General features: G+C 55.1%; 13 protein-coding genes. 5 read left to right on the top strand and 8 right to left on the bottom strand.

Features of this window, described 5'->3' with window-relative positions:
• Nucleotides 1–42: 42 nt before the first annotated feature.
• From J9777_RS08850 to J9777_RS08865, 4 genes are all read right to left on the bottom strand, one after another.
• Entirely contained in the window at nt 43–327 is a 285-nt protein-coding gene (locus J9777_RS08850) for a VirB3 family type IV secretion system protein (RefSeq protein ID WP_209348344.1), read from the bottom strand.
• A gap of 6 nt (nt 328–333) precedes the next feature.
• A complete protein-coding gene (locus J9777_RS08855) occupies nt 334–642 on the bottom strand; it encodes a TrbC/VirB2 family protein (protein ID WP_209348345.1) in 309 nt (102 codons plus the stop codon).
• On the bottom strand, nt 643–1,278 hold the full coding sequence (locus J9777_RS08860; RefSeq protein WP_245228552.1) for a lytic transglycosylase domain-containing protein: 636 nt from the start codon (nt 1,276–1,278) through the stop codon (nt 643–645).
• Between the two features lie 167 nt (nt 1,279–1,445).
• Nucleotides 1,446–1,817: a hypothetical protein gene (locus J9777_RS08865; protein ID WP_209348346.1), complete on the bottom strand. Its 372-nt coding sequence runs from the start codon at nt 1,815–1,817 to the stop codon at nt 1,446–1,448.
• Nucleotides 1,818–2,163: 346 nt separating this feature from the next.
• Here J9777_RS08865 and J9777_RS08870 point away from each other — a divergent pair, with 346 nt between their 5' ends.
• Together J9777_RS08870 and J9777_RS08875 are read left to right on the top strand one after the other, a co-directional pair.
• The gene (locus J9777_RS08870; protein ID WP_209348347.1) at nt 2,164–3,753 is read left to right on the top strand and encodes a hypothetical protein; all 1,590 of its coding nucleotides are present in this window, start codon (nt 2,164–2,166) and stop codon (nt 3,751–3,753) included.
• 30 nt (nt 3,754–3,783) lie between these two features.
• Nucleotides 3,784–6,528, top strand: coding sequence for a TonB-dependent receptor (locus tag J9777_RS08875; RefSeq protein WP_348631964.1), 2,745 nt, complete (start codon nt 3,784–3,786; stop codon nt 6,526–6,528).
• A 51-nt stretch (nt 6,529–6,579) separates the two neighbouring features.
• On the opposite strand, the gene J9777_RS08880 is transcribed toward J9777_RS08875, so the two are convergent.
• Both J9777_RS08880 and J9777_RS08885 read right to left on the bottom strand, forming a co-directional pair.
• Entirely contained in the window at nt 6,580–7,248 is a 669-nt protein-coding gene (locus J9777_RS08880; RefSeq protein ID WP_209348348.1) for a response regulator transcription factor, read from the bottom strand.
• Between the two features lie 83 nt (nt 7,249–7,331).
• Nucleotides 7,332–7,859, bottom strand: a complete 528-nt coding sequence (locus J9777_RS08885) for a flavin reductase family protein (RefSeq protein WP_209348349.1) — start codon at nt 7,857–7,859, stop codon at nt 7,332–7,334.
• Between the two features lie 184 nt (nt 7,860–8,043).
• Between J9777_RS08885 and ribB the strand changes: the two genes are divergently transcribed.
• On the top strand, nt 8,044–9,324 hold the full coding sequence (ribB, locus tag J9777_RS08890; RefSeq protein ID WP_245228553.1) for a 3,4-dihydroxy-2-butanone-4-phosphate synthase: 1,281 nt from the start codon (nt 8,044–8,046) through the stop codon (nt 9,322–9,324).
• A gap of 30 nt (nt 9,325–9,354) precedes the next feature.
• On the opposite strand, the gene J9777_RS08895 is transcribed toward ribB, so the two are convergent.
• Nucleotides 9,355–10,143 (bottom strand): FCD domain-containing protein, encoded by a 789-nt coding sequence (locus J9777_RS08895; protein ID WP_209348350.1) that lies wholly within the window; start codon nt 10,141–10,143, stop codon nt 9,355–9,357.
• A gap of 9 nt (nt 10,144–10,152) precedes the next feature.
• The gene (locus J9777_RS08900; RefSeq protein ID WP_209348351.1) at nt 10,153–11,316 is read right to left on the bottom strand and encodes an acyl-CoA dehydrogenase family protein; all 1,164 of its coding nucleotides are present in this window, start codon (nt 11,314–11,316) and stop codon (nt 10,153–10,155) included.
• A 115-nt stretch (nt 11,317–11,431) separates the two neighbouring features.
• Between J9777_RS08900 and J9777_RS08905 the strand changes: the two genes are divergently transcribed.
• Nucleotides 11,432–12,307 (top strand): alpha/beta hydrolase, encoded by an 876-nt coding sequence (locus tag J9777_RS08905; RefSeq protein WP_209348352.1) that lies wholly within the window; start codon nt 11,432–11,434, stop codon nt 12,305–12,307.
• A gap of 586 nt (nt 12,308–12,893) precedes the next feature.
• Complete coding sequence (locus J9777_RS08910) at nt 12,894–13,889, top strand: hypothetical protein (protein WP_209348353.1); 996 nt, start codon at nt 12,894–12,896, stop codon at nt 13,887–13,889.
• Nucleotides 13,890–14,123 lie beyond the last annotated feature (234 nt).

Raw genomic sequence — 14,123 nt, forward strand, 5'->3', positions numbered from 1 at the left:
CTTCAGGTCTCATCGCCCAGTTAGAGCGAGTTCGGGGCGCGTTCAGGCAGCGTAGCTGTTACAGCCCCACCGCTTCCAATTCTTCACACGCGGGCATTTGCTGACTTTGGTGATCCACAGATCGAAAACACGTGGTTCCCGCAAGCATGCGAAATACCCAATTGCATGCAATATGAAGGGCAGCGGCAAAATCCACAGGCTCTTAAAGATCAAAAACAGCTCGCCGGTCACCAGGAAATTGATGATGAAGAAGTTCATCGTCACCCCGGCAAACATTTGCGGCCGGGTCAGCGAGCGATGAACGGGATGGCGAACGAGATCGGTCATGGTGCGCTAGCCTGCAGCTCCCTGAATACCGGCGACAATCGTGCTCGCGCCGAACAGGATAAACAGACCAATGATCACGGTCGCTCCAAAACGCCAATTCATCCGGCCGGTCAGCATCATAAAGCCGATAGCGGCGACCGCCATTACAGCGATTGCCGTCGCCACATTGCCGAGCAAGGTACCTTGGAGCCAAGCGAGTGCGTTAACGATGGGACCCGAACCTTGCGGATCGGCAGCCTGCTGCGCCAATGCGGCAGTCGGCGAGAACGCTACCAAAGCCGCAACGGCGGCAGCAAAACGGGACGAAAGGCGCATCTAAATTGAACTCCGGGAATGATTGGACAATCTGCCCATAATAGCAGCTACATATTCTTGAGTCTCGCGGATGCGCGGCACACCGCCAGCTTTCACCACGCGGCCCGGCCCTGCGTTATAGGCGGCGAGCGCTTTTTCAAGATTGCCATCAAATCGGTCTAGCTGTTCGCGAAGGTATCGCGCGCCGCCTTCCAAATTTGCAAATGGGTCGTTGGGATTGACGCCCATCTCTTTGGCAGTGCCCGGCATCAATTGCGCAAGACCGCGCGCGCCCTTGGGCGAAACGGCATTGGCGCGCCAGCGACTCTCTTGCCAGACCAGCGCCTCAATCAAGGCAGGACTAAGATCGAAACGACGCGAAAGTTCTTGCACCTTCGCGACGTAATGCGCCGGGATCAGGCCTGCCTGACGGGCCGCATCGGCAATTGCCTCGTTGGGAACAGCGAAATCGGCCGACAATTGGACAGTTTTGTTTGGCTGCGGAGCGATCTCGGTAACCGGCACAGAGGCAGGCCCGCCGGCAATCCAGCGCGCGCCATCTGCTTCAATTTGCATAACATCTGCCAATGCAGGCGTAGATGCCAGGACCAAGCACGCACCAAGCGTATAGCGGCCCAAAGTGCCAAGAATCATCATATGCTCCGTCCGACTCCCTTGTGCACCCTACATGACAACACGGTGACAACAAGACGAACGACAATGAATAGCGTGTGACTAACGAACACGAAGGCCCGTCAAATATGTGCAGGTCGGGCCCTTGGGTAAGTGACGGCTGAACGGAATCAACCGGTCTGAGTAAGCAATTAGCGCGCCGCTACACGGCTAGGCCTGAGCAACGTCTGCTGGTCAAGCTGCGCCAAAGCACGGCGTGCAAGCCAGCGGGAATCGACCCATTCACCCGATGCTGTCTCTAAACGATCGCGAGTTTCGGAGCGCGCGGCTGCGCTGAGCAGCTTACGCGCCAGTGCGACCCGACCCTCTCTAGCATTTGCGATGCCCAAATTGATAAGCCGCGCAGGATCATTTTGATCGAGCGCTTCATTCGCTTCGATCCGCTCGATTGCTGCCGCGTTCTGTTCTGAGACGAGCTCGTCATAAGCAACATCTACCTTGTCATCATGTGCTGGCGCTGTTTGCAACAAAGCGAGTGCTGCAGCCGATGCGATAAAAGCCATGCGATCTCTCCCAAACTGTTAAAAACCATCAATCTGCCTAAGAGGCTGACCCAAGATTTCGCGAACTGCAACAAAAATGAAACATTGTCATTGTTTTGTAATATTGGGTTTCGGCCCAGTCATTGGAGCAAGCTTTTCAAACTGCCAATTGAACTTCCAACGATGCCAGATCTGGGACCGGAAACGGAGCCGACGACGGTCACTTTTGTCATGTTTCTGACTTAGTTCAGTTAGAGTCACAAAAGCGAAATCTTCGAACAAAAATTGTCACGCAAGCGGCTTAGCTGGCGAGTCGCGACAACCACTCGCACCCATCTGTTTTTCGACTTTTTAGGGGGTCCGTTTCGTGACTAATTTGCATCGTTCTTTAATCCTTGGTTGCAGCGCACTGGCTCTTGTCGGTTGTGGCGCAGAAGAAATCGCGTCTCCGGGTACCGGCGGCAATGTGATCATCAACAACCCGGCCCCGACACCTACCCCAACGCCAACCCCGACAGCGACAACAATGGCGACCGCCGCAACGGCATGCCCCTTTATTGCTGACCCGCAAGGCCTGACCAATCGCGGTGTGATCACCGGCCCGACAGGCTCATATCTGCTGTGCCAACTGCCAGCACGTTTTAACCGCGACACACAGCTTCAATTCACCCCTGCAACCGCAGCGGTTCTCTACTTGATCGATGGGCAAGTCGATATTGGTACTGATGGCGGCCCAGCGGCTGACGCGTCGGATGGCCTCAGCGACACTAACGTTACTCTGACAATTGATCCGGGTGTTACACTCGTGGGTCTCGATGCATCCTATTTGAACGTGAACCGCGGCAATGAAATTCAAGCGAACGGCACTGCGGCACGTCCGATTGTCTTCACCAGCCAACAAAATGTGCTAGGCCAGAACACAGACTCGTCTTCCGGCGATTGGGGCGGCCTGATCATGAACGGCCGAGCGCCGATCACCGATTGTTTGTCGAACATTGCCACACCGGGTTCGGTCGATTGCGAACGTGAGACTGAAGGCACCACGACACCGCCGCGCTATGGCGGCAATGTACCCGGCGATAGCTCAGGCAGCGTGACTTTTGTCCAGCTACGCTATTCAGGCACGGTGCTCGCCAATGGTGACGAACTTCAGGCGCTCACAACCGGCGGGGTCGGCTCGGGCACGACTTTCGAAAACATCATGTCGTTCAACAGTGCGGATGACGGCGTCGAGTTCTTCGGCGGTGAAGTCAATATCAAGGGCCTTGTGGTCGTCGGCGCGGAAGACGATTCGATCGATACCGACACAGGTGTCAAAGCCAATCTGCAATATGTCGTCGCCGTACAGCGAGCCGACATTGGTGACACAATTATCGAAGCCGATTCCTCCAACACGCTGGAAGAAAACACTCCCCGCCAAAACACGCAGATTTCAAACGCGACGTTCGTCCAACGCAAGAATGACGACCAGGTCGTTCGCATCCGCGGCCGCGCCGACTACGCCTTGCTCAACACGATCATCGTCGATGCTTCCAGCAATGGCACACCATGTTTGCGGGTCGACGAGGATGAGACGCTCAACCGTGCTGCGAGTGTAGCACTTGATGAAGCGGGTCCAGTCAACTTCCAATCATTGAATCTCGATTGCGCGACCGATTTCCGCAATGGCAGCGGCGGCACAACGGCGGCAGGCGTGGAAACACGTTTCAACGCTGGCGCCAACAATAATGCTGCCTTCACCAACACTCTGTCGATGACATACCTCAACGGTGCCAACGAAGATGCGCTGATGGCGTTTGATCCGACCGGCTTGTCGAGCTTCTTCGAAAACGCCGGTTTTGTCGGTGCCGCACGCGCGACCGACACGCGCTTTGAAGGGTGGACCTGCGATTCAGTCAGCATCACGTTCGGTAACAACACCGGGGCCTGCACTTCACTGCCTGTCTACACTTCGTAAGCGGCGCTTTTCAGGGAGGGCGCGCTGTCAATGCAGCACGCCCTCCCTGCCTCATGCGGGCTATCGCGCTCGCTCCAAAATTGGACCTTTATCGATGAAGGGCTCTTCGAAATGATCATTAGCAAGCAGTTGGCGGGGCTGCTCCTGCTCTCCACCGCGCTCACATTTCCCGGCGTCGCTTTTGCGCAAGACGCCGGAACATCCGAAACCGCGCAGGATCCGGACGAAACGCAAGACTCTGAAGAGCAGTTCGACGGACCCGACATCTCTATTCCGGGCGGCGATATTATCGTTACCGGACGCCGCAATCGCGATGTAACGCGCTCATCAGCCCAAGTCGTCTCGGTTCTGTCTAGCGAAGAGATAGCGCGGACCGGCGAAGGCGATATTGCTGGCGCGCTCGGCCGCGTGACCGGCCTGTCGGTAGTCGGGAACGGCAATGTTTACGTGCGCGGCCTGGGCGATCGGTACTCTCTGGCGCTACTCAACGGCTTGCCGCTGCCTTCGCCGCAACCGCTTAGCCGTGTCGTCCCGCTCGATATTTTCCCGACCAATGTGGTCGCATCGTCACTGGTCCAAAAGACCTATTCGGCAAACTTCCCAGGTGAATTTGGCGGTGGTGTCATCAACCTGACCACTCGCGCGGTCCCTGACGAGAGCTTTCTCAAGATAAGTGCGGGCATCAGCGGGGATACCGAAACCACTTTCGGTAATGGCCTTGATTATTACGGGTCCGATTACGACTACTCCGGATTCGATGATGGTACGCGCGATGTTCCGCCTGCCCTTCAGGCATTCTTCGACAGCGGATTGCGGATCGCCGACCAAGCTGTGGATCAGGGAGAAATCGTCAAGCAGCTTGGCAACCCCAATCTTGTTCTCGCGCAGAAGGTTGATGATGTCCGGCCAAACTTTTCAGGCGGTTTCACTGCTGGCACTGCATTCGATGTAGGCAGCGATGGCCGCTTTGGAATCATCGGTACGGCTTCGATCAGTAACAAGCTGCGGACCAAAGTCGTCACTTCGCAGAACCCTCGTACACTCGATCTGCAACTGGATCGGGACTCGCAGAACTTCATCACTGACAACCGCGTCCTGAGCAACGCAATGCTTGGTTTCGGTCTTGAGATCGGTGAGCATAAGTTCCGCTGGACCAATCTGTTTATCCGCGACACGCTCAAGCAGACCGGCCTCGGATTTGGTGAGCTGGTGATCGATGAAGACAGCCTGATCACGCAGAACACAGGCTGGTATGAGCGCCAATTGCTCGACACACAATTGGTCGCAGAGCTCGAATTCGGAGATATCTCGGTCGACCTGCGCGGCGGCTATGCCCAGACGCAGCGCGAAGCGCCTTACGAATATGAATTCGTGTATGTCCGCACCAACCAAGCCAACCAAGACACAGGCGATATTTTCATCAATGTGCTCGACCGCCAGCGCGGCAGTGCCTCGGTGGCTTTTTCTGAACTGAAAGAAGACCTCTATTATGGCGGGTTGGATATCAGCTATCCCATTGCGGATTGGCTCAGCCTTACCGCCGGTTACGCCTACACCGACACCAGCCGGTTTTCCGAACGGCGCCAGTTTCTGATCGACGGTGACAATATCCCGCCCGGAGTAGGTGCATTACGGCCCGACCTGTTGCTCGGCGATGCAATTATCGACTTTTACGATATCGGTCTTTCAGAACCGACTCAAACCGATCCGGCTTTCCAAGCCGATCTGGAAATTCAGGCCGGTTACCTCAAAGCCAATATAACGCCGGTATTCGGCCTGAATTTCGATCTGGGTGTGCGCTATGAAGACGCTCAGCAAACTGTCCGCACAGTGCAGCGTTTTGACGTACCGTTCGTTTCTCTCGCCAATACGGCGTTGAACAATGATTACTTCCTGCCAGGAGCGACTGTCACTTGGGAAATAATCGATGATTTGCAGGCCCGCGCGAGTATCTCAAAAACAATCGCACGGCCGCAATTCCGTGAACTCATATTCCAACCTTACACCGACCCCGACAATCAGCGGCAATATATCGGCAACCCGGCACTAACCGATACCGAACTGCTCAACGCCGAAGCGCGGCTGGAATATTATTTCGGACGCGGCAATCGTATTTCAGTAGCCGGATTTTACAAAGATCTGGACAGTCCGATAGAGCCCTATGTCTCGATCGGTGCCGACACCAGTTTCACCACCCGCTTCGCCAACGCACCGGGCGCGACGCTCTATGGCGGTGAGATGGAATTTCAGATAACTAAAGGCCTGTATGATTGGGGCGGTTGGTTCGAAAATAAGCAAGTCGTCTTGGTCACGAACTACACTTACACGCAGTCGGAACTGAATGTTACCGCAAGTGACACAACGCGCATCTTCACGGCCGGCGTTGGCGCGTTGGAAAGCGATGCAGCGCTGTTCTTCAACGATGGCGATCCGCTTACCGGCCAATCGGACCATCTGGTCAATTTACAGCTAAGTCTTGAGGATGAGGAAATCCTCCAGCAGTTTACCATTCTCGCCAACTTCGCGAGCGAGCGGGTGACACGGCGCGGTACAGCGGGACTTCCGGATATCGTCGAAGACCCTGGCTTCAGCTTGGACTTTGTCGCACGGCAGGGCGTCGAGATATTCAAGATCCCACTTGAGATGAAATTCGAAGCCCGCAACATCTTTGGCCGGGGCAATTTTGAATTTCTTTCGAACGGCACAAACCGGATCGAGATCAACAGCTTCGACGTTGGCCAAAGCTTCAGCTTCTCGGTTTCGGCGGAGTTCTAAATCATCGCCGTTGTGCAGCGCCCGCTTGCAACAAGGCGAGCCAGCGCCAATCTAGCTGTCGAATACATATCCCATGGTTCGCACGGTCCGTAGCGGGTTTCCTGCCCCTGCCGCTTTCAGCGCACGCCGCAAGCGGCCGATCCAGACATCGACTGTGCGTTCATCTATTGGCGGTTCCTGTTTCCCCAAGCCCGCAATCAGATCATTGCGGGACAGCAGTTGGTCAGGGTTTTCAGCAAAGAAGCGCAGCAAGCGAAATTCATTGGGTCGGAGGTCGATAGGCTTGTCCTGCCAAGTGGCTTTCAATGCGGCCATATCAATTGATAGATCGCCCAGATCATAACGCGATGTGCGGTGCCGCTTGGTCTGCGACATCAACGCCAGCACGCGATCCAAAATCATAGTCCTATCAAGCGGCCCGACAATGTAATCGTCCGCGCCGGCGCTCAGCGAACGGCGGCGATCTTCAATATCATCGCGCTCCAGGACCATAGTGACATGTGCTTCGCGAATGCGCGAATCTGCGCGCAATCGGCGGCACATTTCCAGTCCCGAAAGATCGTCCATTACCCAATCGACGAAGACCCAAGCACGCCCTTCCACAAGCCGCGTGGGACCGTCTGATCCCAACCGCGAAAAATCAAACCGGGCAGAGCCGTGCTCGAAACTGTCAAGCATTTCGCCCTGGTCCGATGTCAAAAATATATTGATCGTGTCCATCGCGGCAATTCCACCCTGTTTGCAGGTGGAATTAACGCCGTGATATGACCGGTTAGTGACAAATCAGGTGGTCTAGCAGGACTTCAATCAATCAAACCGAATCGGGCGAAGCTGCCTTCCATCCAACCAAGCGGATCAAGCCCGTCATCGTCCCGGCTGCGCACATCATAGACATTGCCCACGAACATCTCGTGCGTCCCATGGATCAGAGTGGTGCGGACTTCACAGAACAGATTGGCCATCGCTGCGGGTAGATACGGGATAGAGTCCGCATATTCCCATTCGGTCATGCTGAAGCGCTGATTGCGCTTGGCGAAGTTCGAAAACGGCTCGACCAATGCAGTTTGATCGGTGCCGAGCAAATTTATGCAAAACCTGCCCTGTCCTTCAATCGCTGCGTGACATCGGGACTCGCGATTGACGGCAATCAGCATCGATGGCGGATCCATCGAGACGGGAATAACCGCCGACGCAGCCATTCCCGCTGGCTCGTTCAATTCGTTGTCATGTGTCGCGACTATGGAGACCGGCCCGGGCAAACGCCGCATGGCCTGCCGCAATTGCGCGGCCAGCTTCGCTTGGACATCGCCAGTTTGATCCGCTTTTTCCATCCGCGTCGCGTTACCTTATGTGATCAGGGCTTGCTTCATTTGCGAGCACTAGATCACATTCATGGCGTCTGCAAACAATAATTGGGCGCCCCAGACAGCACTTTCATAGCAAAATCTGCCCAAAATTCACATTTCAATGTGATCGCACTGTTGCGTTATCACATTCACATGCTAATCCGTGCACATGACAGACCAAACGACACAATCCGTACAGCAGAAGATTCGTGCAGTCGTGGACTCGGGCAAGATGTCCCGCGCAGGCATCGCTCGCGCTGCTGGCCTCCACGCCAATTCATTGCGCGATTGCACAGAGGAAAGCTGGAACCCTACTGCCGATACGCTGAGCAAGCTCGCGACATTTCTGGAAGCCAATGATGACCGCCCCGTTCTCGCCAGTATCGAGGAGATTATTGACGAAGCGCGCAACGGGCGGATGTTCATTTTGGTCGATGACGAGGATCGCGAGAATGAAGGCGATCTTGTTATCCCGGCTCAGATGGCGACGCCTGCCGCAATCAACTTCATGGCCACACATGGCAAAGGCCTGATCTGCCTTTCACTAGATCGCAAGCGCGTTGAACATCTCGGCCTCGAACCGATGACGCGCAACAATCAGGAATCGATGCAGACGGCCTTTACCGTATCGATCGAGGCCAAAGAAGGTGTCACCACTGGCATCTCCGCCGCTGACCGCGCGCGCACTGTTTCGGTCGCAATCGACGCAGGCAAAGGGCCTGACGATATTGTAGCACCGGGTCACGTATTCCCTCTGGTTGCCCGCGATGGCGGCGTGCTGGTCCGCGCTGGCCATACAGAAGCGGCAGTCGATATTTCCCGCCTCGCCGGCCTCAATCCTTCGGGCGTGATCTGTGAGATTATGAATGAAGATGGCACCATGTCGCGGCTTGATGATCTGGTGACTTTCGCTCGCAAGCATAATCTCAAAATGGGTACCATCCGCGATCTGATCGCATACCGCCTGCGCAACGATCACTTGGTCGAGCAAGTCAGCGAGAGCCAACTCAAGTCGGACTATGGCGGCGATTGGCGCGCGATGACCTATCGCAGCAAGGTGTCCGGCGCGACGCATGTGGTGCTGCAGAAGGGCAATGTCTCACCAGATCAGCCCACGCTGGTCCGGATGCATGCAATCTCGATCTTCGATGATGTGCTCGGCCAGTCCGGCCCGAAGAAACGCCAGCTTCAACGGTCAATGGCGGCTATCGGCGAGAAGGGTTCGGGAATGATTGTTCTGATTATGCCCGACCGGCCAGAAAAGCTGCAGGCAGAGATCGGTCGCCACCCGCCGGGTGAAGGCGAGCTACGCGATTACGGTATTGGTGCGCAGATTCTGGTCGATCGCGGAGTCACCGAAATGGTATTGCTATCGGATAGCGAGCGGACGGTTGTTGGGCTTGAGGGTTACGGCCTTAGTGTGGTCGGGCGGGAAACGATTCCCTCCTGATTGCCCCAAGCTAATCGGGCCACGCTAACTCTAGCCAGCAAGCACTTCACGCAACGTCTTGTCGCTGCCCCACACCTTATTGGTGTTGGTAAGGTGAAGCAGCCAATGCTTCTCCGCCGCATCGACATCACCAGCCTCGATCAGATCGATCAGCTTGCTGATTGACTTCACGCCTTTTTCACGGCCGCGTTTCCGGTCCGTTTCTTCTGACGCCGTGGTCACAAAGCGCTTCTGATATTGCGCAATAACATCTTCCAATACGCGCGTCAGAAAGTGCAATGTCGCATTGCCGCCAACCTCCATCAACACGCTGTGGAATCGCGCGGACGCCATCATATAGTCGCGCTCTTGGTCGCTTTCGTAAAAGCCAGCCAGTCGGCCCGCTTCTTCCCGAAGGCGTTTCACCGCAGCAGCAGTCGGCTTCTTCGCCAGCTTGCGAACAACATGCGGTTCCAATGCAAGCCGTGCCTCGTAAATATCGCTGACTTTCACTCCGCTCGCTTGCAGATAGTAGCTGGCATAGCGCGAAACGCTCTCGACCTTGGGCAAGCTGACAATAGCGCCCGAGCGTGATCCACGCTTCACCGTAATCAGGCGTTCGGTTTCGAGTATCCGAAACGCTTCGCGCAGGCTCGGCCGCGAAATGCCAAACTGTTCGATCAATTGCCCTTCAGGCGGCAAAGTGTCGCCTTCGGACAGTTCACCCTGAATAATCCGGAGCCGGATCGAATTGGCGACCAGCTCAGCAGTCTTGGGCACGCGGAAGGTCCCGCCCTCAGCGGTGCCTTCCTGCGCTTCAGTCTGCCCCAGCTCGTTCATCTGTACGCCTTACAGAGACCGCGCGATGACCATTTTCATCACTTCGTTTGAACCGCCAAAGATCCGCGCAATACGCGTATCGCGGTACATCCGCGCAATGGGATAATCGTTGATATAACCTGCGCCGCCATGGAACTGGAGACACTTGTCGACCACTTCACTCTGCAGCTCGGTCACCCAATATTTGGCCATGCATGCGGTCGCAACGTCGAGCTCACCTTTCAGATGCTTCGCAATACAGTCATTGACGAATACCCTCGCCGCAGTTCCGCGTGCTGCCAGATCGGCAAGAACAAACTGCGTGTTCTGGAAGTCCCAGATCGTCTGGCCGAATGCCTTGCGCTCTTTGACAAACTCAAGCGTGACTTCGAGCGCCTTCTCGATCCCCGTCATCGCACCCATCGCGATAATCAGGCGTTCCTGCGGAAGCTCACCCATCAGCTGGTAGAAGCCCTTACCTTCGACACCGCCGAGAACATTGTCGCCGGGAATAAACACATCATCAAAGAACAGTTCAGACGTGTCCGCCGCATCCAACCCGATCTTGTCGAGCTTCTTGCCGCGCTGGAACCCTTCCGCACCCTCGGTTTCGAGAAGCATCAGCGAAATGCCTTTGGCCCGCTCGTTCGGGTCCGTCTTGGCAACAACAATGATGAAGTCAGCCGTCTGACCATTGGAAATATAGGTTTTCGCGCCGTTCAAGCGGTAACCATTGCCATCCTTGAGCGCGGTTGTGGTGATGCTCTGTAAGTCGGAGCCGACACCCGGCTCGGTCATGGCAATCGCACTCACCAGTTCGCCTGTTACCAGCTTAGGCAGATATTTCTTCTTCTGCTCTTCGGTACCATGGCGCACCAGATAGGGCAGGATGATGGTGTTATGCAGGCTCGCCGCAAAACCTTCGACACCCTTTTTCGCCTGCTGGTCGATCACCACCATATCGTGGCGGAAATCGCCGCCATGGCCGCCATATTCTTCCGGCACCGACACGCCGAGCAAGCCTGCACCGCCGGCCTCGTTCCAGAACTCGCGCTCGACCTGACCAGCGCCGCGCCATTCCAGCACGCGTTTTTCGGGAGCGTGTTGGTCATAAAACTTGCCGACCGCATCGGAGAAGATCGAAATTTCTTCGTCTTCCATGAACTCTGGCTGGGCAACATTGATCGCTGGCATAATGGTTTCTCTCTGGTGATAGTCGATATGGACCTCTTGTATCACTTAGTTAGATAAGTGCAACGCTTGCGAGAATCGCAACTACCGATCAAAGACGCTCCAAAGGATAGACGGCATGGAATTGATCGGACCCACTTCACAAAGCTTCATCTCGCAGCGCACGCGGCTGCACTATGCCGATTGGGGCAATCAGGACGCACCTCCGCTGATCCTGCTGCATGGCGGGCGTGACCATTGTCGCAGCTGGGATTGGGCGGCGGAAGAACTGCGCCATGACTGGCACGTGATCTGCCCCGATGTGCGCGGGCATGGCGATAGCGAGTGGAACAATACCGGCTATTACCCGATGCTCGGCTATGTCTATGATCTGACGCAGTTGATCCACCAGCTGGAGTTGGCGCCTGTCACCATCGTCGCGCACTCAATGGGCGGCAATATCGCAATCCGCTATGCAGGATTGTACCCGGACAATGTCCGCAAGTTAGTCGCAATCGAAGGTCTCGGCCCCAGCCCCAAGCGGATGGAGGAACTGGCAGAAACGCCCTATGACGGGCACATCCGCAACTGGTTCGATGCCAAGCGCAACGCCAGCTCGCGCCTCCCTAAACGCTATGACACATTCGAAACCGCGCTCGACCGGATGCATGAAGCCAACAGCTATCTCAGCCGCGAACAGGCAGAACACCTGACGCGCCACGCCGTCATCCGGAACGAGGACGGAACCTTCAGCTGGAAGTTCGACCCGCATCTGCACGCCTGGCCGCCAGAGAACCTCGATGATCGCTCTATCGAAAAGCTATGGGCACGGATCACCTGCCCTACGCTGATGGTGTACGGTAATGACAGTTGGGCCTCCAATCCGGTCAAAGATGGCCGGATCAAGCATTTCGGCGATAATGTCAGCGTCAGCGACTACGACCGCGCAGGCCATTGGGTGCATCACGACCGGTTCGATGATTTTATGGCTGAGGTGAAGGGGTTTATTGGGTGAGCGTTAGGTTCTGAGTGACCGCTATCGACCCGATTGCGGTCGTTGCCAAGCCCTCAACAGAGCCTCGTTGATTCCCGGCTCTGCTAGCATCATTTATATGAGAAGCAGAGCTCAAGGTTTAGAGCACAGGTTGGTGACTAGAACTTCCTTGCGCAGCACCGAAAGTGCCACCTGCGAATATGAGTTTAGATAACTTTACAACAGGACAATAGTAGACTTAGTTATCAAAGCACATTTTAGATCAGGGGCTTTGGACGTGACTAGTGACAATTCTTGGTCTTTATTGAGATTTAAGATTTCTAGTAAACTCGGCCTTGCCACAGCCACATTGTTGGCACTGTCAGCCTGTGCAGGTGGCGGTGAACCTGAGATTTTACCGCCCCGTCCATGGCCAACCCCGCAACCAACAACTAGCCCCATACCTACTCCTACTCCTACTCCTACTCCTACTCCTACTCCTACTCCTACTCCTACTCCTACTCCTACTCCTACTCCCAGTGCTCCGCCTTATATCGCGATGCCACAAATCCAGGTGCCGATCAGTCAGGTATCATCGACATCCACTGTTATTAAACTGCCAAGTAGTATGGATTTTCGGCAAGTTGCGTATGACGGTTCACCATTTTCCGAAGCCGTGCGGGGTAATGGCTATGAAGGCGGCGAAGTGAGTGATGACGCCTTCGATTGGCTCAATCAATACTGCAAAGCCACAGATCCGAAGAATAGTTTCGAATACGGTTGCCTGCAGAGATTGTACACAGACAATCCCGATTTGGATGGTCTTTCGCCCGATGCCATCCAAGAATTTGTTGGGTTTATACGGCGCGCATGTAGCCGAGGTTCTGGAGATTGCCAGGATGGCGTTCTGAATGCTTGGCGCACAGAAAACCTAGAACGCGCTAGACCGCTTTATAGCCCCGACGAGATGAAGCAGGAGGGCACGATCGAACTGACCTTCCGCCTAGTCATTCCTGGAATTTCGTCTTCAAGCAGCAAAACGACCAGTGGCGGCGATGAATCGCGCGAACCGACTGACGCAGCGACAGACGCTGCCGGTCGGCAAGAAATTATTGTAACGCAGGAGACTTGTTTTGCACTGCAAGGAAAGAGAGGAAGCAGCGTTACGCCGACCATCGGCGAAATCGCCGGCTATGAGTTCGTTAAACATCGTGACTTTGGAAATCTGAAACATGTTGTATGCCAAACCAAAGAAGCCAGCGCGAGCCAACCCGGTGACACGATATTCTTGGTTAAATGGTTGGTAGAGGCTCAAGATGCTGGACAGCTCGATCTAGAGGTCATTCCAATTCTGAGATTTGACGATGGCTACTTTCCAAAGCACACCGCATCAAAGCCTGTGGCATTGACGGTAGTTGCAAAACCGACCCTTGCCCAGATGATTGCAAAATTTTGGGCCGAGCATCTTGAACCCTGGAAAATCGTCTTGGTCGGGATTTTGTCCGGCATCGCTGCAATTTGGGCAGCTGTTAAGAAGCTCCCTGGTTTTGCGTGGGCTAATCGTCTGGCTGTAGGTTGGCTCGCGAGAAGAAGGCAGAAGAAAACTGATACGAAGCGCAACTAGGGCACCGCAAGACGGCAGGATACACCTTATTCGCTTTGGTGACTTGAACGAATCCGGGAGAATTTGCGGAGCGATTCTTCCAGATGGCATATTCAACACGATTGTCAGATCGGAAGAGAAGCTCAATGATATCAAGAAATTCGACTATCTTTTTTGCAGCTATTTGGCTGTGAAGCAGGCTAAGCCGTTCAAACATTGCGGGTTGAAATTGTAACGGGCGCTCGTGTGGCCGCA

The organism is Pontixanthobacter sp. CEM42, assembly GCF_017812015.1.
Taxonomy (GTDB): domain Bacteria; phylum Pseudomonadota; class Alphaproteobacteria; order Sphingomonadales; family Sphingomonadaceae; genus Pontixanthobacter.